The organism is Aquimarina ulvae, assembly GCF_053613295.3.
The window spans coordinates 660,418-683,135 of sequence record NZ_JBSIBP030000001.1; the positions used below are offsets into that span (position 1 = coordinate 660,418).

At 33.7% G+C, this 22,718-nt stretch carries 21 protein-coding genes; 13 read left to right on the forward strand and 8 right to left on the reverse strand.

Translation table 11 applies throughout. The features are described from left to right. The first annotated feature begins 31 nt into the window (after positions 1 to 31). From ACWGOQ_RS02885 to ACWGOQ_RS02905, 5 genes are all read left to right on the forward strand, one after another. On the forward strand, positions 32 to 856 hold the full coding sequence (locus ACWGOQ_RS02885) for a thymidylate synthase (protein WP_452057047.1): 825 nt from the start codon (positions 32 to 34) through the stop codon (positions 854 to 856). 26 nt (positions 857 to 882) lie between these two features. Continuing rightward, complete coding sequence (locus tag ACWGOQ_RS02890; RefSeq protein ID WP_452057048.1) at positions 883 to 1,308, forward strand: energy transducer TonB; 426 nt, start codon at positions 883 to 885, stop codon at positions 1,306 to 1,308. Positions 1,309 to 1,411: 103 nt separating this feature from the next. Further along, entirely contained in the window at positions 1,412 to 2,578 is a 1,167-nt protein-coding gene (egtB, locus tag ACWGOQ_RS02895) for an ergothioneine biosynthesis protein EgtB (RefSeq protein WP_452057049.1), read from the forward strand. Between the two features lie 9 nt (positions 2,579 to 2,587). Beyond that, complete coding sequence (gene egtD, locus ACWGOQ_RS02900; RefSeq protein ID WP_452057050.1) at positions 2,588 to 3,562, forward strand: L-histidine N(alpha)-methyltransferase; 975 nt, start codon at positions 2,588 to 2,590, stop codon at positions 3,560 to 3,562. 24 nt (positions 3,563 to 3,586) lie between these two features. Continuing rightward, positions 3,587 to 3,868 carry a DUF427 domain-containing protein gene (locus tag ACWGOQ_RS02905; RefSeq protein ID WP_452057051.1) on the forward strand — a complete coding sequence of 94 codons (282 nt, stop codon included), beginning with the start codon at positions 3,587 to 3,589 and terminating at the stop codon, positions 3,866 to 3,868. 24 nt (positions 3,869 to 3,892) lie between these two features. On the opposite strand, the gene ACWGOQ_RS02910 is transcribed toward ACWGOQ_RS02905, so the two are convergent. Then, positions 3,893 to 4,189 (reverse strand): isoamylase early set domain-containing protein, encoded by a 297-nt coding sequence (locus ACWGOQ_RS02910; RefSeq protein WP_452057052.1) that lies wholly within the window; start codon positions 4,187 to 4,189, stop codon positions 3,893 to 3,895. 101 nt (positions 4,190 to 4,290) lie between these two features. Then, positions 4,291 to 5,373, reverse strand: coding sequence for an aminotransferase class V-fold PLP-dependent enzyme (locus ACWGOQ_RS02915; protein ID WP_452057053.1), 1,083 nt, complete (start codon positions 5,371 to 5,373; stop codon positions 4,291 to 4,293). 80 nt (positions 5,374 to 5,453) lie between these two features. Here ACWGOQ_RS02915 and ACWGOQ_RS02920 point away from each other — a divergent pair, with 80 nt between their 5' ends. From ACWGOQ_RS02920 to fabD, 7 genes are all read left to right on the forward strand, one after another. Beyond that, positions 5,454 to 6,398 (forward strand): dihydrofolate reductase, encoded by a 945-nt coding sequence (locus ACWGOQ_RS02920; protein ID WP_452057054.1) that lies wholly within the window; start codon positions 5,454 to 5,456, stop codon positions 6,396 to 6,398. Positions 6,399 to 6,404: 6 nt separating this feature from the next. Beyond that, entirely contained in the window at positions 6,405 to 7,256 is an 852-nt protein-coding gene (locus ACWGOQ_RS02925) for a fructosamine kinase family protein (RefSeq protein WP_452057055.1), read from the forward strand. Between the two features lie 155 nt (positions 7,257 to 7,411). Beyond that, the gene (locus tag ACWGOQ_RS02930; RefSeq protein ID WP_452057056.1) at positions 7,412 to 9,718 is read left to right on the forward strand and encodes a cellulase family glycosylhydrolase; all 2,307 of its coding nucleotides are present in this window, start codon (positions 7,412 to 7,414) and stop codon (positions 9,716 to 9,718) included. 87 nt (positions 9,719 to 9,805) lie between these two features. Further along, entirely contained in the window at positions 9,806 to 12,157 is a 2,352-nt protein-coding gene (locus ACWGOQ_RS02935; RefSeq protein ID WP_452057057.1) for a T9SS type A sorting domain-containing protein, read from the forward strand. 136 nt (positions 12,158 to 12,293) lie between these two features. Further along, a complete protein-coding gene (locus tag ACWGOQ_RS02940) occupies positions 12,294 to 14,267 on the forward strand; it encodes a tetratricopeptide repeat protein (RefSeq protein ID WP_452057058.1) in 1,974 nt (657 codons plus the stop codon). Beyond that, complete coding sequence (locus ACWGOQ_RS02945; protein ID WP_452057059.1) at positions 14,251 to 15,006, forward strand: LytR/AlgR family response regulator transcription factor; 756 nt, start codon at positions 14,251 to 14,253, stop codon at positions 15,004 to 15,006. The genes ACWGOQ_RS02940 and ACWGOQ_RS02945 overlap by 17 nt, the downstream gene beginning before the upstream one ends. 79 nt (positions 15,007 to 15,085) lie before the next feature. Continuing rightward, positions 15,086 to 15,967: an ACP S-malonyltransferase gene (gene fabD / locus ACWGOQ_RS02950; RefSeq protein WP_452057060.1), complete on the forward strand. Its 882-nt coding sequence runs from the start codon at positions 15,086 to 15,088 to the stop codon at positions 15,965 to 15,967. 162 nt (positions 15,968 to 16,129) lie between these two features. Here the strand turns inward: fabD and ACWGOQ_RS02955 are convergent, their stop codons facing one another. Further along, positions 16,130 to 16,426 carry a hypothetical protein gene (locus tag ACWGOQ_RS02955; protein WP_452057061.1) on the reverse strand — a complete coding sequence of 99 codons (297 nt, stop codon included), beginning with the start codon at positions 16,424 to 16,426 and terminating at the stop codon, positions 16,130 to 16,132. Positions 16,427 to 16,438: 12 nt separating this feature from the next. Beyond that, a complete protein-coding gene (locus ACWGOQ_RS02960; protein ID WP_452057062.1) occupies positions 16,439 to 16,591 on the reverse strand; it encodes a hypothetical protein in 153 nt (50 codons plus the stop codon). Positions 16,592 to 16,869: 278 nt separating this feature from the next. Here ACWGOQ_RS02960 and ACWGOQ_RS02965 point away from each other — a divergent pair, with 278 nt between their 5' ends. Further along, positions 16,870 to 18,018: a T9SS type B sorting domain-containing protein gene (locus ACWGOQ_RS02965; RefSeq protein WP_452057063.1), complete on the forward strand. Its 1,149-nt coding sequence runs from the start codon at positions 16,870 to 16,872 to the stop codon at positions 18,016 to 18,018. A 15-nt stretch (positions 18,019 to 18,033) separates the two neighbouring features. Here ACWGOQ_RS02965 and ACWGOQ_RS02970 read toward each other — a convergent pair whose 3' ends face one another. The 4 genes from ACWGOQ_RS02970 to ACWGOQ_RS02985 all read right to left on the reverse strand — a co-directional run bounded on the left by ACWGOQ_RS02970 (position 18,034) and on the right by ACWGOQ_RS02985 (position 22,684). Continuing rightward, on the reverse strand, positions 18,034 to 18,483 hold the full coding sequence (locus ACWGOQ_RS02970; protein ID WP_452057064.1) for a TlpA family protein disulfide reductase: 450 nt from the start codon (positions 18,481 to 18,483) through the stop codon (positions 18,034 to 18,036). 94 nt (positions 18,484 to 18,577) lie between these two features. Next, the gene (locus ACWGOQ_RS02975) at positions 18,578 to 19,852 is read right to left on the reverse strand and encodes a metal-dependent hydrolase family protein (protein ID WP_452057065.1); all 1,275 of its coding nucleotides are present in this window, start codon (positions 19,850 to 19,852) and stop codon (positions 18,578 to 18,580) included. A gap of 150 nt (positions 19,853 to 20,002) precedes the next feature. After that, entirely contained in the window at positions 20,003 to 20,956 is a 954-nt protein-coding gene (locus ACWGOQ_RS02980) for an alpha/beta hydrolase family protein (RefSeq protein ID WP_452057066.1), read from the reverse strand. A gap of 126 nt (positions 20,957 to 21,082) precedes the next feature. Then, positions 21,083 to 22,684 carry a DEAD/DEAH box helicase gene (locus tag ACWGOQ_RS02985; RefSeq protein WP_452057067.1) on the reverse strand — a complete coding sequence of 534 codons (1,602 nt, stop codon included), beginning with the start codon at positions 22,682 to 22,684 and terminating at the stop codon, positions 21,083 to 21,085. Positions 22,685 to 22,718 lie beyond the last annotated feature (34 nt).

The window sequence follows — 22,718 nt, forward strand, 5'->3', positions numbered from 1 at the left end:
AATAATCCATTAGAAAGTTTAGAAAGGGAGTATGAAGCAATATCTTGATCTGGTACGCCACGTACTAGAAAATGGCAATGAAAAAGAAGATAGAACCGGTACTGGTACAAAAAGTGTTTTTGGATATCAAATGCGGTTCGATCTGAGTGAAGGTTTTCCGATGGTGACTACCAAAAAATTACATCTCAAATCAATCGTTTATGAATTGTTGTGGTTTCTTAATGGCGATACCAATGTTAAGTATCTGCAAGAACATGGTGTCCGTATTTGGAATGAATGGGCAGACGAAAATGGAGATTTAGGACCAGTTTATGGCTATCAATGGCGAAATTGGAATGGTGATGAAATCGATCAAATTAAGGAGATCATAGATGCTTTAAAAAACAATCCTGATAGTAGAAGAATGTTGGTTTCAGCTTGGAATCCAAGTGTTTTGCCGGATACTTCAAAATCTTTTTCTGAAAATGTTGCAAATGGTAAAGCTGCGCTACCACCTTGTCACGCTTTTTTTCAGTTTTACGTAGCGGATGGAAAATTATCTTGTCAATTGTATCAAAGAAGTGCTGATATTTTTTTAGGAGTTCCTTTTAATATTGCATCTTATGCTTTATTTACTATGATGATAGCACAAGTATGTGGATATGAAGCAGGGGAGTTTATACATACATTTGGTGATGCTCATATTTATAATAATCATATAGAACAATTAGAATTACAGTTGTCAAGAACGCCGAAAAAATTACCTAGAATAAAGATAAACCCGGAGGTAAAAAATATTTTTGGCTTCGTTTTTGATGACTTTGTGTTGGAAGACTATAATCCGCATCCCCATATCAAAGGTGCAGTTGCAGTTTAACCCCCAAAATTTAAACTGAAGATACAATGAAGAAACTACTACTTATTACAATAATGTTATCCTCATCATTTTTATTTGCTCAGGATAATATTATTCTGTCTAAAGAAAATGCCAATGAAAAAGGGATTACTCCAATATGGCCTAAATGTAAAGACTCCAGACAAGGCCCTATAAAATGTTTTGATAATAATTTGAGAAACCATATTATTAGAAATTTCAGATATCCTGAAATTGCAGAAAAAGATGGGTTAGAGGGTACCGTAACTGTAGAGTTTATTGTAAATAATAAGGGAAAGTCTGAAGTGATCGATGTAAAAGGTGGTCATAGATACTTGCAACGAGAAGCCGTTAGAATCATAAGGACAATTCCTAAGATGAAACCTGGAAAATGGGGTAAAAAGCCCATTGCGATTGCTTATGAAGTACCTATAACTTTCATTAAGCCTAAGTAAATAATTAGAGACATTTAACATTGGATTAACTTTGTTATAAAGTTACAAAAGGATAATAATCATTAAATTTGAGTGTATTCGTAAATCGAATACACTTTTTTTTATGGTAATTACTGATAATATACTTTCTTCCTTTTTACAAACCAGAACTCGATCAGAAGAAATTTGTTCTCCACTGAAAGTCGAGGATTATGTGGTTCAACCTATAGTTGATGTTTCTCCTCCAAAATGGCATTTGGGCCATACTACCTGGTTTTTTGAAGAATTTATTCTTACTAAATATAAATCAGGGTATGCTCGGTTTCATGAAGATTTTGCATTTGTTTTTAATAGTTATTATGAAAGCATTGGAAAAAGAGTAATTAGAACGGATAGAGGAAATCTTTCTAGACCAACAGTAAGCGAAGTGTATGAGTATAGAGATTATGTAACCACCCACTTAAATTCTTTGTTAACTCAAATCGATAACGCGAAAGTTAGAGGTCTTGTAGAAATAGGGATTCATCACGAAAAACAGCATCAGGAATTATTGTTAACCGATATTAAGTATATTTTGGGAAATAATCCCTTGTTTCCTAAGTATAATGATGCATTCTTAGAAAACCCGAAGACAACACCTTCTGTGGCATATCACACTATGAAAGAAGGGATATACACGATCGGTTATAAAGGAGAAGAATTTTGTTATGATAACGAATTAGGAATTCACAAAGTCTTTCTTCAGGAATATAGTATAGCTGATACGCTGGTTACGAATAAAGAATACGTAGAGTTTATTAATGATAAAGGATACCAAAATAGTCTCTTATGGCACGCAGAAGCGTGGGATTGGATCCAGAACGAAAATATAAAAACACCATTATATTGGCACAAAATTGATGGAGATTTTTATCAATATACATTAGGAGGATTGAAACTTTTAGAGCATAATGCTCCAGTAACACATATTTCCTATTATGAAGCTTTTGCCTTTGCACAATGGAAAGGAGAACGACTACCTACAGAGTTTGAATGGGAAGCTGCTCAAGCATACTTTGATTGGGGTATAAGATGGGAGTGGACCGAAAGTGCTTATGTGCCATATCCCAACTATACGAAAGCACCGGGAGCCCTAGGCGAGTATAATGGTAAGTTTATGGTAAATCAAAAAGTACTTAGAGGCGGTTCTGTAGCGACGTCCAAGAATCACACAAGAGCTACATATCGCAATTTTTTCCATCCACAATTAAGATGGCAATTTAATGGATTGCGATTAGTAAAAAATAAATAATCTTACTACATGAATTCAAAAGATCAAAATGTCTTGACTTGTGCTTTTGGTAAAGAAGTACACGAGGGACTTACCACTTTTCCTAAATATTTATCGTCTAAATTTTTTTATGATGAAATAGGTGATAAACTCTTTCAACAGATCATGGAGCTGCCTGAGTATTACCTTACCAATGCAGAATATGATATTTTTCAGTTGCATAAAAAAGATATCCTTAAGAGTTTTGATATGGATAAAAAGGGTTTTGATCTCATAGAGTTAGGTGCTGGAGATGGTAAAAAGACCAAGGTGTTACTAAACGAATTACTTGATCAAAAGCACCCTGTTACGTACCATCCGATCGATATCAGTGAAAATGCAATTGATGGGTTGGTCAAAAATCTTTCTAAAGAATTACCACAATTGGATGTTCAGGGGCAAATAGGAGAGTATTTCGAAGTTTTGGATAGATTACAGCATATTAGTAATCGCAAAAAAGTGATTATGGTACTAGGGTCTAATATCGGCAACTTATTGCACCCCAGAGCTATTCAGTTTTTGAAAAAGCTTCATGCTGCTATGCACCCAGATGATCTGATCTTTATGGGTTTCGATCAAAAAAAAGATCCTCAAAAAGTTTTAGATGCCTATAATGATAAAAAAGGGGTGACTGCCGCATTTAATAAGAATGTTTTAGCAAGGATCAATAAAGAATTTGGAGGGAATTTCGATCTCGATGCATTTACACATTGGGAAGTGTATGATCCAGAAAGTGGCACGGCAAAAAGTTATCTAGTTAGCACCAAAAAACAAACAGTCGATATTGATAGTTTATCATTACAAGTCCATTTTGAGGCTTGGGAAAGTATACATACAGAGATTTCTCAGAAATATGATGACGATACAGTGAAGTGGTTGGCAGAAGAATCAGGGCTAAACATATTAGAGTCCTTTACAGATAAAAACCACTATTATAAAAATTATGTGTTCAAAAAATCAGAATAGTTTTTTTTAATTAAAACTGAAATTATGAAAGCAATTTGGAATAATCAGGTGATTGCAGAAAGTAATGAAACCAAGGTGGTTGAAAACAATCATTATTTTCCTCCTGAATCCATTAAAAAGGAGTTTTTTAAGTCAAGCGAAACCCATACCAATTGCCCTTGGAAAGGCGTTGCATCATACTATACGATAGACGTAAGTGGTAAAGAAAATAAGGATGCCGCTTGGTATTATCCAGAAACTAGTGACTTGGCAAAACAAATAAAAAATTACGTCGCATTCTGGAAGGGAATTGAGGTTGTAGAATAACAACTACAACCCCAACGAAATTTTTTAAAGTACTAGTACACTGTTTTCTGCAGCGGCAAAATCATTCCACTGAAATCCATCCGCATCAGATTCGTTGGTCCATCGTCCATCTACAACGTATTTAAATTCGAACTTTTGATCTTTAGGAAGATTTAAGGTTCCTTTAAATGTGCCATTCTTTAGCTTTTTTAATACAGTAGCTTCAGTATCCCATTCATTAAACTCTCCTGCTACACTTACAGAAGTAGCTTCCTTTGCTGGAACCGAAAATGTTACTTTACAAATAGGCTTTGACTTTAAGTATTGCTTAGATATTGCCATGACTTTAGTTTTAATTTATGTGTCTATTAATAAATTTTAAGTGAAATTAGTACAAAACATGAAAAAAATAAAGAGTAAACTATCGGATTTTCAGTAAGTTATTAACGATAACGATATAGTTCTTCGACTAATCTGACAACATCATCTTTGGTATTATAAAAATGAAGACTTATTCTTATACCATCACCCCGAAGTGAAGTAACAATGTTTTTTTCTTTTAGCGAGTTATATATTTTTTGATCTCCCTTTATGTTAAAAATAGAACTGTGATTAGTTCTTTTGATCACATCTTTGTCGATCAAATTTAAACCTGTTAATTCACTTTTTGTGTAAGCAGTCAATTCTTGGATCTTTTTTTCGATTGTCGAAAGTCCAATTTCAGAAAGAAATTGAAGAGAATATTGTAGACTACCAAAGTTCAATGTATCCAGATGACCACATTCGTATCTGGCACGTAAATGTGTATATGAATAATCATACTCAGTACGAGAAGCGGCTTTTTTGTAAGAATTGGGAGTGATATGATCCATGACATCATCTTTAAATAACATAAAACCATTACCATATCCACCTAATAGCCATTTATAGCCACTACAACCCAAAATGTCAATTCCAGATGTACTAAAATCAAAAACCTTGGTTCCGCAAAATTGGGTAGCATCAGCTATGATTAGAAGGTCTGGATTTTTAAGTTTTAATTGTCTTATAAAATCAAGATCGACTGAAATACCATTAATATATTGTACCAGGCTAAAAGCAAAAATATTTGGTTTGTGTATAGCTACAGCTTCTTCGATTTGTTGTTCTAATAAAGAATTTATTGTAGCGTAGCAAACCTCAAACCCTTTATTAACAACAGCAAAGTTTATTGACGGATAGTCCTCATCAAGAAGCAGTACTTTTTTGTTTTTTTCTAACCCTTGGATTACCGTATTAAAACCCAGAGAAAAGTTTGGAGTGAGAACAGTGTTTTCTGGGTTACAACCCAGAAAAGTGCCAATTGATTTTCTTACAGTATTTAACATTTTTTCCTGCTGATCTCGAAACATGCTTCCACCAATGAGAAAATCGAGATCTTGTTCTTGTCTGTAGTTTAGTAACGAATCATATAATAACCCGGAAGATGCTGTGTTGAGGTAGGTATTTTGCGAAAGGACAGGAAATTCTTTTCTTAAATTCTTCATAAGTTATTTTAGTGCTTTTTAGCAAAACAGTTATATTTACTAGGATAAATTAATCCAAGCATTACTAAGATACTATTAAAATGTTTTCAAAAAGAAAAGAAACTCCACAAATTGATCCGGTACAACGTGAATTGTACGAGCACGCTCGCAAACGCGTTGTTCAAAAGAAAAGACTGTTCCAGCATTTTATAGTATTTGCAGTCGGGTCTGGATTTTTGGTCATTCTTAATTTACTTATCGGGTTTGGTAAAGAAATCAAGTTTTTTGGCGCGAATTGGTATGTTATAGTGGTTATTTGCTGGGCATTTCTTTTTGTATTGCACTTTTGTAATGTTTGGTTGTTTCATAAGTTTATGGGGGCTCAATGGACAAGTAACCAGATGGAACGCTTAATAGCAAAACAAAAAGCAGAAATCGAGCTAATACAAAAGGACGTAGACTTAATGTATCCAAAAGAAGAGCTAATTCGAAAGAAAGAAGAGTTTATCAAAAAACAACACCCTAAGATTAGTGAAACCCCGATAGTTCCAAAATCTGATCAGAAAATTACGATGATTGCGGCGGCCGGAGAAAATAATGCTTTAGGTAAAGATAACGATCTGGTGTGGCATTTACCAGATGATTTCAAGCGATTTAAACAACTTACTACAGGGCACCATATTATTATGGGACGCAAAACTTTTGAATCATTTCCAAAACCACTACCAAATCGTACGCACGTTGTGATTACAAGAAATCCTGATTACAAACCAGAAGGTGCATTAGTTGTACATTCGATAAAGAAAGCGTTAGAAATAGCAAAAAATGATTCGCAGCCATTTATTATTGGTGGCGGAGAAATTTATAAAATCGGAATGGAATATGCCGATTGCATAGAGCTTACAAGAGTACATGGTACGTTTGAAGCAGATACCTTTTTTCCTGAGATTGACTCCCAAATCTGGACCGTTGAAAATAAAGAAATGCACGGTGCTGATGAGCGACATGAGTACGCTTTTACCTATGTAACTTATAAAAAAAAGTAATTTAGTTTGCTTTCAAAAAAACTCATAGCACACATTGAAAACCGCTTTTCTGAAAAAATTACAACGTTAACACCGCTTTCGGGAGGTGATATTAATGAGGTCTTCATATTAGAATTAAATACCAGAAAATTGGTTGTTAAGCTAAATAGTGCGACCAGTTTTCCAGTAATGTTCGAAGCAGAAGTAAAAGGATTACAGGAGTTAAGAAAAGCAACTATTTTTACCATTCCAAAGGTGCTGCATTATGGAAAATACGAGGAGGATTCTTTTTTACTGCTGGAATATATAGAAACAGGAAAGCAAACAAGCACTTTTTGGACTGTGTTCGGACAAAAATTAGCAGATTTACATAAGATTAGTTCACCTTATTTTGGTTTTGAAAGTGATAATTATATTGGTAGTCTACCACAGTATAATATGAAACATACCGTTGCTTCTGAATTTTATATAAGCCAGCGATTACAACCGCAATTTAAAATGGCTGTAGAAAAAGGCTTCGCCTTTAAAAATTTAGATATGTTTTATGCAACTATAGAAACTGAAATCCCTAAAGAAATATCAAGTTTGATTCACGGTGATTTATGGAATGGTAACTTTATGGTTGATGCCAAAGGTGCTCCTTGTTTACTAGATCCTGCTGTAGCGTATGCTCCCAGAGAAATGGATATTGCAATGATGCATCTTTTTGGAGGTTTTGATCAGGAATTGTTTGCGTCCTATAATGAGATTTTTCCATTAATAGACGGTTGGAAACCAAGACTTGAAATTTGGCAATTGTACTATTTATTAGTGCATCTAAATCTTTTTGGAGACTCTTATCTACCAAAAATTCAATTCATCATTAGAAAATACTCCTAATTCTTGATTTACTATTTTTTCTGTTCTTTTATTAAAACGAATTGCAAATTTATAACGGTCAACTATTAGTTGAGAATGGTCGTTCATCAAATTGAGCATTTCTACCGATCGTTTTAGCTTTTATTTTAGAGGTCTAACACAAATCAATCTTTATTATGAGAAAAACAAACCTATTAATGATCGTAATGATGCTATTCACGATATTTCAGTTGTCAGCCCAAACAATTGTAGAAAGACACGGACAATTAAGAGTAGAGGGAACGAAAATAAAGGATAAATGTAATAGAAATACTCAGTTGAAAGGAATGAGTTATTTCTGGCATCAATGGGAAGGAGGAGAATATTGGAATAGTAATGCGTTAAAATGGCTACGAGACGATTGGAAAGTAGAAATCGTAAGAGCTGCTATGGGAGTTCGTGGGGGCGGAGGTGATTATATTGATGATCCGGTAGGATCTGTTAATCAGGTAAGAGCAGTAGTAGATGCTGCTATAGAACACGGGGTGTATGTCATTATAGATTTTCACGCACACCCTAATTACAAAAATGAAGCTAAAACATTTTTTCGACAGATGTCTCAAGAATATGGAGCTTATCCTAATATCATCTACGAGATATGGAATGAACCTATTGGAGATTATGAAAATTCAATTGGTACATGGAACGAGATAAAAAGATATTCAAGAGAAGTTATTGCAGAGATTAGAGCAAACGATCCAGATAATATCATTATAGTAGGAACTCCATTTTATTCCCAACGAGTAGATACAGCTGCAGATAATCCTTTAACCACCGATATTAATAATAATCCTGTAAGTAATATTGCATATACCCTTCACGCATATGCCGGAGCACATAAACAATCCCTTAGAGATAAAGCAAATTATGCAATTAACAAGGGATTAGCTTTGTTTATGACAGAATGTGGTAGGGTAGGAACCAATTACGGACCTAATAATAATCTGGATGCTGCAGAATGGGATCGCTGGGAACAATGGATGGATACTAATGATATTAGTTATTGTAAGTGGTCATTAAGTAATAAAAATGAGATGAGCTCATCCCTAAAAAGGTCAGCGAGTCCAAATGGTAACTGGAATTATAATAATGATTTGACTGTAGAAGGCAGATGGAATAGAGATCATTTTAGAGCAGTAAATACTCTTCCAACTGCTTGTGATGATACAGGAGGAACAGATGAGGATATCATCAAGTCGTTTATAGCGCCTGACCAGGTGATTGAAGGAGGGAAAGCTTTTGTTGAAATAAAGTATTCTTCTAGTGCTAGGAGAGATATTGTAGCCGTTTTTCAATTAAATAGAAGTCCTTACACCGTTTATGGATCAAAAAGAATAAACGTAATAGGAGGCGCAGATTCGATCGGATTAGAAATTCCTATTGATGCAAATACTCCTGTAGCTGATAATGATTATAAATTTCAAATTTTTATCACACCACAAGGTGGAGATTGGAACGAAAGATTGCATACAATTTCTAAAACTGGTATTGATTGTATAGAAAATACAAGAAATATAATCGTAAGAGCAAAAGGAACTAATAATGCAAAAATCGAAGTTCGGTATAATGATACGCCAATTGGAGATGCTATAACATTAACTAATAATTTTGCTAATTATAACATTTCACTTGCTGAGACTTCAGGAAACTTTAAAGTAGCCTTTATTAATGACGATACAGGAAGAGATGTAGAAATTGATTGGTTAGAAATTGACGGAGAAAAAATTCAAGCAGAATCCAGATCAGAAAACACAGGAGCTTGGGATGGAACTTGTGGTGGCGGAAGTTTTACACAATTCATTCACTGTAACGGATATATTAATTTTGGAAATGGTACTAATTCCAGTCAGAATGGAATTATTGAAATAGGAGCAAAAGGCAATTGTGGCGGAGAAAAAATTCAACTATTACTCGATGGTAAAAAAGTATCTGAATGGTCATTGACAACAGATATTTCGATGTATACCTACGAAGGCTACAATGATAATGAGAACATAAAAGTGTCCTTTATAAATGATGGTAGTGTAGATAATTGTGATAAAAATGCATATATAGATTGGATTAAGGTATGCGAAACGAGATATCAAACAGAAAATACAGCTTCCCGAACGGGTTGTGGAAATTCGGAGTGGTTATTCTGTAACGGCAATTTTGATTTTGGAAGTCCCGGTTGTGACAACAAAACTTCTGATGAGAGTATTCAGAATATTTTTAATGTATATCCTAATCCAGTTACTGATAACAAAATGATCATAAAAGGTTCTGAGTTATATACGGTATCTATTTATAATTTGGAAGGAAAAAAGGTGTATGAAGCAAATAATGTCTCTGATACCAATACTATTCTAACAGGACATCTTACTAATGGGTTTTATATTCTAAGAATATATGATCGTACTACCAAAACCTCGGAAACCAAAAAAATAATCATAAACAATCATTAATTGATAGGCTGAAAAGAAACATCAAGTAATTACACTTAATGTTTCTTTTTAAAGCCAGTATATAAATTGTTTACAATATGTAAGATGATGAAAAAAATAAAATTAATGATAGCTTTTAATATGCTGTTTGGGTTTTCTGTAAGTGCACAAACAACATATTATGTGAGTTCTCAGAACGGGAATGATAATAACTCGGGATTAGATCAAAATGCGGCTTTTAAATCAATTCAGAAAGCGGTAAATTCTGTAGATGCAGGCGACACTGTTAGAATCCTGCCAGGAATATATACGGGTGGAAATAATAGCCCTTGGAGTGAAATATTTATGTCAATCTCCGGATCAGAAGAAAATTATATAACTTTTTCAGGAGTACCAGATGAACAAGGAAAACTGCCTACAGTAGTTTCAGCTTCAGTAAAAGGAATTGATTTGTTGGGATCCTCATATGTAATTATAGAAAACTTAGAGTTTATTCCAGCCAATGAAGATGTGAAGGAGATGATAAACAATCCTTCTTTTGGGTTTGAATTATGGAGAGCAAGACGAGCCATCGGAATTGACAATGGCTCTCATCATATTATTGTTCGTAATAATTATGTGCACGATTTTCCTGGAAATGGAATTGCCATTGGTGGGTCAGAAGTAATTTTAATAGAAGGGAACTTGGTAGAGCATTGTGCATATCAAAGTCGTAATGGAAATAGTGGAATTTCATCGTATCAACCTGCAAATTTGAATGTGAATAGCTTTCCGGAGTATCCAAATCATAGAATTATTTATAAAGACAATGTTTCTAGATACAACGTGAATCTTCGAGGTTTTCAAGGAGGAAGTAATAGAATTACGGATGGTAACGGAATCATTGTGGATGATCACATCCAGGATCAAAAAGAAAATGGAATTCCGTATGACAGTAGAACATTATTGATCGGAAATATATGTTACGGCAATGGAGGTCAGGGAATAAACGTGTTTTCTAGTAATAATGTCGATGTTTATAACAATACCCTCTTCGATAATGCACAAAGTACAAGAATTGCTAATCCAGCTTATCCTGTTGCTGTAGGCGATTCTCAATTATCAATAGGAAGGGTGAAAAATGCACGTGTAAAAAACAATATTTTATATAATTCTAATGCTTCAAAATCGACAATATCTCGATATGAAGATGAAAATATCACTTATGATCAAAACATACATTGGAATATCAATGGAAATCCAGAACCCATAAGCTCTAATGACCTTGTAACAGATCCAAGGTTGAAAAATGTTCAAGGTTTAGGCCAATCGCAAACCAATTTGTTGGCAACTACATCAAATCCATTTAATGAAAATGGAGCTTCTGCCAGATTATATAATCCAACAAAAAATAATAATTTTCCTATTCAGGATATGGAATTGAGGTCTAGTAGCCCAGCTATTGACGCAGGTGTTTCTGTAGGGTTTGGACCTGTAATAGGATCATCTATTGATATTGGAGCTAAAGAATTTGAAGGAGTTGTGAATACACTGGAGGATAAAATTCTTGCTACCTCTGTGCCAAATCAGGTACAAAAAGGGCAAGAAGCTATGGTATCGGTATCCTATGAAGCCAAAGAAAATAGAGATATCGTAACCGTTTTTCAATTAGATACAAGCCCGTATACAGTCTATCAAACAAATAAAATACAGATTTCTAAAGGAGCAGAAACTATAAATGTTTCAGTTTCTATACCAGAAAGCATTCCTTTAGGTGATGGTACGTATCAGTTTCAAGTATTTATAACTCCTGTAGGAGGAAATTGGAATAACCGTTTGGATAATCTTAATAAGCCTAACATTGATGTAGTTTCTAGTAGTTCGAATACTCAGGTGTTAGAAGTAGGGGCAAAAGGGAACTGTTCAGGTGAGCAAATAGAAATTCTCCTGGATAATCAATCGGTAGCTCCATTTACGCTGACTAATGATATTGAAGTGTATCGCTATACTAACTATAAAGAAGGTCAAAACATTAAAGTAGCTTTTGTAAATGATAACAATAGTACGTGTGATTTAAACGCTTATATCGATTGGATTAAAATTTGTGATACTTTATATCAAACAGAAGATTACTCTAGTAGGACAGGATGTGGTTCTTCAGAATGGTTATATTGTAATGGTAATTTTGATTTTGGAGATCTTTCTTGTGACCAAAATCGGAGTAGAGATATAACCAGTAAATCGATAATGCTGTACCCTAACCCTGTGTCGCATTCATTTTTTGTTAAAAATACAGAGGATGAATCACTGTCTATTAACGTTATAAGCCTTGAAGGAAAAGTGCTAAAATCATTTCATTCGGAAATAGATAATATTAAATCAGGCATTGTTATAGATGATCTTCCTAAAGGAATGTATTTAGTTGATATTCTCTCATTAGAAAATAATAAAAGTAAGACAATAAAAATGTATAAAGAATAAAACATAAAGCAATACATTTAATAAAATTATAGTTAACAAAGCAGATGGAGAAAACACATCTGCTTTATTTACTTTATTATGGTATTCAAGAAATTGCGTAGGTTTGATATGAAACACACAAAACATCGAGTTGGGAATGTATCATAAACACATACGCTGTTTTTTTTTACTTTTTGTAGCGGTAGGTATATCGCAGACTCAAATTAAGAAAAAGGCTGATGTAAGAGATAGTCTGTTAACCATTTTTAATACCTGTGAGGATGTAGAAAAAGTGAAGGCGTCCTATCATCTTAGTTTGTATTATAAAGATGTAGATATGGACACTTCTTTGCAGTACGCTGAAAGTGCAAAGGATCTAGCACTTAAATATAAAGATTATGGTTTATATGCGCGTAGCCTCAAGCGATTAGGTGTCGTTTTTATGTATTCTGAAGATTATGAGTTGGCACTTAACTATTTTAATAGAGCAAAACGTATTGCTGGTTATGAGAACGATGATTTTTTGATTGCAGATATTCAATCAGATATAGGATTAGTATTTCAAAGAAAAACTGATTATAAAGAATCACTAAGCAGTCTAATGGAAGCGTATTACTTTTTCAAAGATGAAGAGCCTTCAGTAGAAAAACATAGAGTATTAAATAGACTTGGGATTTTATATGCTAAGCTCAACAAAAATGATAGATCAGTTGCTATGTTTTCAGAAGCACTAGAAGTAGCAATATGTCTAGGCGAGAAAGATAGAGAAATAACCAGCTATATAAATTTAGCTGTTATACAAACACAGTTAGAAAACTACGAAAATGCTATTGTATTATATAAAAAGATACTGAATAAAGAACTTGATAAAAATCTCACATATCAGAATCAAAAGAAAACGTGCTATAACAATCTGGCGTTTAATTATTATAAGGTAAAAAAATATGATTCAAGCCTCACCTATGCGAAAAAAGCTTTAGCTATTAAACCAGATAAATTATTTGATAGTAGAGTAGCGCAAACATATCGTACTTTAGGAAATATATATTTAGATACCGGAAACTATGAAAAAGCCGAACATAATCTAAATATAGCCCTTTCTATAGCAGAAGAGTATAATATCAAAACCGGGATTATAGATGCATATAAGGATTTGTGTAGATATCATAAAAAAACAGAAAACTACAAGAAAGCACTCTCATTTTACGAAAAATTCACCTCATTAGAATCTAAATTACTCGATAAAAATTTTTCAGAACAAATATCGAAAATTGAATCTTCAAAAGTAATTGAACAAAAAGATGTTGCTTATGCTTCTTTATCAAAAGAGAAAGCAGAAGATAAAAAAGAATTCGAATCAGATATCGAAAGAATTATTTGGATTGTGAGTATTGTTTTGATTGCTATCATAGGAACGATTGTATTATATGCCTATCGGAACCGTGTGTACCTAGCAGAAAAGCAGAAGCAAATTTCCGTTATGAAATTATTTGCATTACGATCACAAATGAACCCCCATTTTATCTTCAACACAATAAATGGGGTGCAAAATTTTATACTAAAGTCAGATAAGTTTAGCGCATATAATTACCTGAGCAAATTTTCTCAATCCATTAGGTTGATTTTGGATAATTCGAATTATTCCTTTATCAGACTGCAAAAGGAATTAGACCTTATAAAGGTATATGTAGATTTAGAAAAAATACGATTTAGAAATAAATTGGAGTTTACGTTAGATGTGGATCCCAATATCGAAGAGCAAAACCCTTATATTCCTGCAATGATTTTACAACCTATCATAGAAAATTCAATTATCCACGGGATTAGTAATAAACCAGAAGGAGGTCACGTTTTTTTAACAATAGAACCTTATAATGGTAACCTGAAGATTATTATAGAAGATAATGGTATAGGAAGAATAGAAGCGCAAAAAATAAAAATGTCTAAACCGAAAGGTGTTATAGGGATTACCTCGATTAACACTAAACAACGAATAGAGATTTTGGCAAAATCTGGATATAAAGAGGCGAAATATTATTTTGAAGATCTTTTTGATCAAAGCCATGAGGTAAAAGGAACCAGGAGTATTTTAATTCTACCATTAAAAAATATGTATGACAAAAATAATTAATGCAATTATAGTTGATGATGAATTAAACGGAATAGAAAATTTACAATCATTAATTGTAACATTCTATCCGAAAATTGAAATTGTAGGTACTGCCCAGACTTTTGATGATGCCCAAACCCTTTTGGAATCATATACAATTGATGTTGCTTTTTTGGACATACAAATTGGCACTAGAAGTATTTTCGAGTTTTTAGAAAAATTTGCAAGAATAGATTTTGAGATAATTTTTATGTCGGCTCATAATCATGCCTTAGAAGCATTTAGGTTTATGGCATTAGATTACCTCTTAAAACCTATTGATATTGATGATTTTAAAAAAGCTATAGATCGTCTTTTAGAAGGTTTGGAGCGGAGATATTTTGCGAATAATGCTAAGGAGCTGATAGAACAACTAAAGTTAGAAAAGAATAAGTTTAATAAGATCTCTATTCCTACTTTTGATGGGTATGAAATTGTTTCCATAAGCGCTATATTATATTGTTTGGCTGATGGGAGTTACACACAGCTTACGTTAAAGGGAAACAAGCATATTACTGCTTCGCAGAATTTAAAATATTACGAGTATCTACTAGAGAGTTTTGGTTTTTTAAGGATTCATAATTCTAGTTTAATCAATAAGGATCATATAACACGCATTAGTAAGTCTGATGGAGGATTTGTAGTAATGGACGACGGTAAAAAATTATCAATTTCTAAGACTAGAAAAGTTAATTTTTTTAAAAGTTTTAAAATTAAATGAGCTCTTTAAAAACAATTTTTTGAATGAATTACTCTTGGTATTTATACTTACTTTTGTCAAAATTTTAAATATACAATACATGAAAGCATATGTTTTTCCAGGTCAAGGGGCTCAATTTTCAGGAATGGGACTGGACTTATATGAGAATTCAGAAATTGCAAAAGAACTTTTTCATAAAGCCAATGATATTTTAGGTTTTGAAATAACTAAAATCATGTTTGAAGGTACTGCTGATGAGTTAAAGGAAACAAAAGTTACTCAGCCAGCGATATTTTTACATTCGGTAATTTTAAGTAAAGTGTTAGGAGATAGTTTTAAACCAGATATGGTAGCAGGTCATTCTCTTGGTGAGTTTTCTGCTTTAGTGGCTAACGGAACATTAAATTTTGAAGATGCACTTAGATTAGTTTCTAAGAGAGCATTAGCGATGCAAAGCGCTTGTGAATTAAAACCTTCTACAATGGCTGCCGTTTTAGGGTTAGATGATGAGGTAGTAGAAAAGGGATGTAAAGAGGTTGAAGGAGTCGTAGTGGCAGCAAATTATAATTGTCCTGGTCAATTAGTGATTTCGGGGGAAGTGGAAGCGATAGAAAGAGCGTGTGAACTAATGAAGGAAAAAGGAGCCCGAAGAGCATTGGTATTGCCAGTTGGTGGTGCTTTTCACTCACCATTAATGGAGCCGGCAAGAGAAGAGTTAGCAGCTGCTATCGAAGCAACAATTTTTAATACACCAATGTGTCCGATTTATCAAAACGTGACTACAACCGCTGTTACCGATCCAGAAGAAATTAAAAAGAACTTGATTGCACAGTTAACTGCTCCGGTAAAATGGACGCAAAGTATTCAAAATATGATTAAGGACGGAGCTACGTCATTTACAGAAGTAGGTCCAGGGAAAGTACTATCAGGATTGGTGAAAAAAGTAGATAGATCTATGGAAACTATAGCTGCATCAATCTAAAATACATTATAATCTATAAAAAAGAGGCTGAATATCAAGTTAAAAAAGGAATCATTCAGTCTCTTTGTTTATGTATGATCATCTGATTTATTATAAAGAAGAATCTATACCATTATTATCTTTTTTTGTTGCTTTAAACAGGGTTGCTAAATACAGTTGTTTTCAGGTTCCTTTTTCATAATCTTCAACCTTAAAGTTATAGGTGTGATTATCTACATGCTCCCAAAAATCGGTTACCAAGGATTCTCTATATTGATATCGGTAAATGATGTTTTTCCCATCTGTTGTTACAGTTCCTTTTGTTCCTCCTCCAAAAACATCAAACTCCCAGAATTTAATGGTTTTCATTTTTGTGTCAAACTTTCGGATACCGTGATTACGCCAACCGTATTTTGTTTGTTGTTTGTCTGTGAATCCTTTGGATTTTGCAATAAGCAAAGTGTTGTTCAAGTCAAACATAAAAATTGTTTCCTATTTATAGGCAGTACCATCTTCCCAAGTACCCTCGGCTTTCCATTCTTTGCCTACAAAATTTTTTAATATTGAAAGGTTAGATTCTTGTGTAAAAATGAATTGGGTGTAGAAAAGAGCTATCCCTGTTAGTTTAATAATAGAGTATATCATAAATCGTTAATTTATTTTTTTTTGCTGATATAACATCTTTTCATAATTAAGACACTGCTACTGATCTAATTTAAAACAATAGATTTTAGTTTATATTCAATTCATCGATAAATAATTTCCATTGATCGACACTTATTTCAATTCAACGAAGAAAAAAATAGCTCAACAGGTATGTTTTTCCACTCGTAGGTACAAACCGTTGTCCTGTCCAAAACACCTAATTCTACAGAGTTCCCTCTATTATCTTTACAGTAATAAATACTAAAACTCATAACAGAATGTCAAATTTTAAAACCATCATAATAGCATTACTTAGTCTTTCAGGATCTGCTCAGGAAGCTTTTCATAATTTCGGTAGTGTTCGGGTTCATTCTGCAGGTCAGATAGGTTTCCATATAGATGTCATTAATAATGGAGAGTTTGATAATAATGTAGGAAAGGTTGGATTTTATAATGATAATAGTTTGACTGTTTCTGGAGAAAGTAAACCAGTGTTTTATGATTTGGAAATTGATGTTAAAGAAGATATGATTTTAGAAGTAGGGGTAGGAGTTGCTAATTTTCAAGAATTTGTAAATGGACGGGTATTAACGAACAGAGATGCAAAAAATGTAACATTAGACTACCTAAATGATGCTCCATATTTAGGAGAAAATAATGATAGGTACGTTGATGGGTATGCTTCTTTAACCGGAAATTTAGATTTCTCTTTTCCTGTAGGAGATGATTATAGGGTAAGGCCTATAAAAATTGAGAGTGAAGCTGCTACTGAAAGTTCGAGAGCTGCGTACTTTTTTGAAAATCCAAATGCACCAAATTTCTTTGCAGATACCTTTGATACCGAAGCGTACGAAGATTTATTGTTCGGGATTAGCATTTTTGAGTTTTGGGATTTAGAAGGTAATAAGGAAACTAAAGTTACTTTAACTTGGGATAGTAATAGTAATATACCAACACTTGTAGAGGACATAGAAGATTTAAGAGTGGTGGGATGGAACAAAGCCCTTCGAAAGTGGGTTAATTTAGGAAATGCGATGGTGATAGGAAGTATGGAAGAGGGTGAGATTTCTTCAGAAGCAATAATCCCAGATGATTATGAAGTGCTCACTTTTGGATCATCGACTAGGTTATTGGATGGTGATTTAGAAATTTTCACAGCAGTTTCTCCAAATGGAGATGGGATGAATGATACGTTTAAAATTCAAGGTTTATCAAAATTCCCTGATAATGAGTTGTTCATTTATAACAGATGGGGAGTGTTGGTTTTTCAGAAAGAAGCATATCACGAAAATCAAAATTTTGCTGGTATTTCTGAAGGTAGGGCAACAGTTAACAAAGAATCAGAATTACCTGCGGGAACTTATTTTTATAAATTGAATATTGAAGGAGCTAAAAATAGAGCAGGATACCTGTATATAAACAGATAGTCAGTGAAAAATTCATTAAAACTTACTTTTACATAATACGCTGTCAATCTGTTTAAGGGAATATTTTCCGATTAGGTTTCCTTTGGGTGATATTAGAAACTTAGTAGGTATTTCTGAAACTCCATATTTTCTTGCAATATCAGATAACAGTACAAACCGATTCTGGTCTACTATCTGATTTTTCCAGGCATATCCATATTTGGCAACTACTTTTTTCCAGGATTCGCTATCTTTTTCTAATGCAATGCTTACAATGGTTAAGTCATCAGGGTACTTTTTGTGAAGTGTTACTAATTGGGGGCTTTCTTTTATACAAGGAGAACACCAGGATCCCCAAAAATCCAAGAGTACATATTTTCCTTGCAAGTTGGATAGTTTAAAAGGTGTTCCATCAACCAAAGAGGTTTCAAAATCAGGAGCAGTATCTCCTCTATTAGTAACAGTCCATTGGGTATATAAAAACAATACACCAAATAGTAGTACGGCCAGAAGAACAATGTATTGAATTGTTTTTTTCAGAAATCTTTCGTTTTAAAATTGGGGATATTTCTATATAAAATTATTGTTTATAGATTTTACCTTCTTTCATGACAAAAACTACATTTTCCATCGTCTTGATTTCTTTGGTAGGATCATCATTTACTGCTACAATGTCTGCTATGAAATCGGGTGCTATTTGTCCTAATTCTTTGTTCATATTCAAGATTTTTGCATTTACAATAGTAGCGCATTGTATCGCTGTTATAGCAGGCATTCCTGCTTCCGCCATATATCCAAATTCTTTGGCATTTTGTCCGTGTTTAAAAACGCCCGCGTCTGTACCAAAAGCAATACGCACTCCACGTTTATAAGCTTTCCTAAATGTATCCTGAATTTGTGGACCTATTTCTAAAGCTTTGGGAACAATAACATCGGGATAGTATCCCTCTATAGCTGCCTTTTCTGTAACTTCTTTTCCTGCAGTCATCGTTGGTACCAGATAAGCCTTGTTTTTTTTCATTAGATCCATGGTTTTAGTACTCATCAGGGTTCCGTGTTCAATAGTTTTCACTCCACCAATAATGGCTCTTTGCATTCCCTTATCTCCGTGTGCGTGGGCGGCTACATGAAATCCATAATCCTTTGCAGTCTTACAAATGGCTTTTATTTCTTCTATAGTAAATTGCGGATTCGAACTGCTTTTAGCTACACTTAGGACTCCACCGGTTGCAGTAATTTTTATTAAATCGGCTCCATTTTTGTATCGTTGCCTCACTGCCTTTTTAGCATCTTCTTCGCTATTTACGACACCTTCTTTTGGTCCGGGATCGCCTATTAGGGTTTTGTTTCCTCCATTCGTAGGATCTGCATGACCCCCAGTTGTCGCTAATGACTTACCAGCAGTAAATATTCTTGGCCCTTCAATTTTCCCTTGTGCAATCGCTTTTTTTAGAGAGATATTGACACCACTTCCTCCAAGGTCTCTAACTGTTGTAAATCCAGCCATTAATGTTGCTTTAGCAAATCCGACAGAATTGTAGGCAACATCTGCTTCGTTATTCGTGTAGCGCTCTAAATATGCTTTTGGATTAGATTCACTTTCTATATGCACATGCATATCAATAAGTCCCGGCATGACCGTTTTATCTTTGAGATCGATAATAACATCACTACTTTCTCCTTCTTTATAACCAACTTCTACTTTTATAATTTTATTACCAGAGACAACAATAGTTCTTTCTGTTAAGACCTTAGCTGTTTTTGTGTCAATTAATTTTCCGCAATGGAGATAGGTGTCTTGTGCAACAAGTGTTGTACTTATTAGAACAAAAAGTAGTGTGTAAAAGAATTTCATAAGTAGTGTATCAATTGTGTGAAGTTGTTTGTAAATGAATTTGTGCTAAATCATAAGACCAACAATTTAAAATAAAATACTGTAACTGATAAACAGATTATGATTTCTTTTAGAAACAAAGGTGGGCTTTATTACTTTACTCTTTATCTTTTATCTCCCATGAAACTCCATATTTGGTAATGCAGCATTACTTTTTAGATATTTCTGAAACCAATCTATAACGTCTTTATCTCGTTCATTACTAAATTGAGTAATGCCGTGATCAGCGCCTTCATAAATTTTTAATCTATATGGAATTCGATGTTTTTCGAATTCTAATGCAAGTTTTAAAGAGTTCGTGGATTTTACTCTCCAATCAGAATTACCGTGTAGAAGGAAGATAGGAACTTTTGGTGAAAATTTATCTGACCATAATATTGCAGATCTTTTTTGAAGCTCCGTTTCTTTGTTTTTGTAATAACTAGGTATTAGTTCGGCATACACTCCTTTTTCCATCTCTGGCCGCTCAATCGTTCTAAGGTCAGATCTTGCTCCACCAACAACAGCTGTTTTAATCGTATTGGTTTTAGTTAACGCAAGATAAGTCATCATACCACCACGACTCCATCCATACATGCCTACACGGGTAGGGTCTGCCTCTGGAAGTTCCTTGATTGCTATGATTAGGTTTAGAACATCATTTACATCTTTTCCTCCAAACTCTTCCATTCCTTCACTTTTTCCAGAACCTCTATAATTGCAACCAATTACAATATAACCTTCATTAGCCAATTTAGCGAATCTATATATAGTAGTTTTTATGTTTAGCGCTCCTAAATCTCGATTGCCACCTCTATTGTAAATGATTACAGGATGCTTTCCTTCTTTTTTCGGAATTGCTGCAAATGATTGAATTTTTAATCCGTCACTCAAATACATTACTTCATAAATAGTAACATTTTTTAAAAAATGAAATTTATCAATGAATGTTGTTTTCGTAGCATCCGTATATAATTTGGAATAGTTTTGTAGGTTAATTTTGTTTTTTTTTACAATAATGGATTCTTGAGAAGTACAAGAACATAGATGTATAATGCAAATAAATAGGAATAATATATGTTTCATGATGTGTGATTGTTTTATGCTTACTAGACGATTTGTCGTTAATTTTGTTACAAAGTATATTGTGTAGATGAAGTGAGGCTTTTTGTATTTGTGATAGCGAATACGTCATCCGAAAGCTCAAAAGTATTATAATAGTGCCGCCAAATCGTTTTCTATATAGTCCGGAATTGTATGAATATCAATAATTTCATCAGAGAGATGTTGTTTTCGTTCCTGTAGCTGAAGAATTTTTTCTTCGATAGTATTCTTAGTAATAAAACGCGTGACCATAACATTGTTTTGTTGTCCAATACGATGCGCTCGGGCAATTGCTTGCTTCTCGATAAAAGGATTCCACCAAGGGTCTAATAAAATTACGTAGGAAGCTTTAGTAAGATTCAGACCTACACCACCGGCTTTTAGGGATATAAAAAACAACGAAATGGAGTCGTTTTCCTGAAACTCATTTACAATTTTTTCTCTGTCGGTGTTTTTAGTTTGACCTGTGAGACTTAGAAAAGAAATGTCTTGAGAGGTACACCATTCCTCATATATATTGAGATGAGACACAAAAGAACTAAATACCAGTGCTTTTTTATTCGATTTAGCTAAGGTGTCCAAATATGAGCTAACATCCTTAAACTTTCCAGAAGGATCTTGTGTAGTCATATTTAATAGCCTAGGGTGATTTGCTAATTGCCTGAGCTTGGCCAAGGTGTTTAGTACATGAATTTTATTACTAGAAATAGTATCAATGCCTAGTAATAAGTTTCGCGCTGCAGATTTTAGGGATTCATATGCTGTTTGCTGTGCGTCGAGCATTTCTGTATAGATAATCTGCTCTGATAATTCAGGTAAATCTTTCGCTACTTGTTCTTTTGTACGTCTTAGTATAAAAGGTTCTATCAGTATTTTGAGTTCTTCTATACGTGCTGAATTTTGATGTTTTTCTATCGGAATTTTAAAGTGATCTTTAAAAAACGAATAACTTCCCAGCATGCCAGGATTTATAAATTCCATCTGCGACCAAAGATCTGATAACGAATTTTCGATGGGTGTACCACTTAACGAAATTTTATGTGTTGCATTGATCTGGTTAATCGCTTTGAATATTTTGGATTCTTTGTTTTTAATTTGTTGACTTTCATCAGTAACAATATAGGTGAATGCTGTTTTTTGTAACGTTGTAATATCTTTTGACAATGTAGTGTATGTTGTTAATATGATATCATAGGTTTCTAAGTACGGAATAATTTTCTTTCGATCACTTCCTATATATCTTGTAATAGTAAGATGGGGGGCAAATTTCAATATTTCTTGTACCCAGTTAAAAACAAGAGAAGATGGCAGTACAATAAGTGCTTTTAAATATGTTTTGATTTCTAAAGGATCACTAAACAAGTCTAATCTAACTGTTTTGGTATCTTCTGAAGATGGCGTAAGCTGTTCTTTGCAAAAAACCAATGCAGCAATGGTTTGTAGTGTTTTTCCTAGTCCCATATCATCAGCGAGACAGGCTCCCAGCTGATTTTGATAATGTTTCACAAACCATTTCACGCCTTCTTCCTGATAAGGTCTCAAGATGGCTTTTAGTTTAGGTGATGGCAGATATGTGATATCTATTGTCGTAGTGATCTCTATCTCTTGGGGAGGCACTATTTCTTTTAAAAGTGTGTAATTGCCTTTATTTATGAGAATGCTATCATCTTTTACTTTTCCAAAATCTGCTAGTTTCTTATACCGTGTCATCCACTCCAATGGAATAATGAAGACAGATTCATCA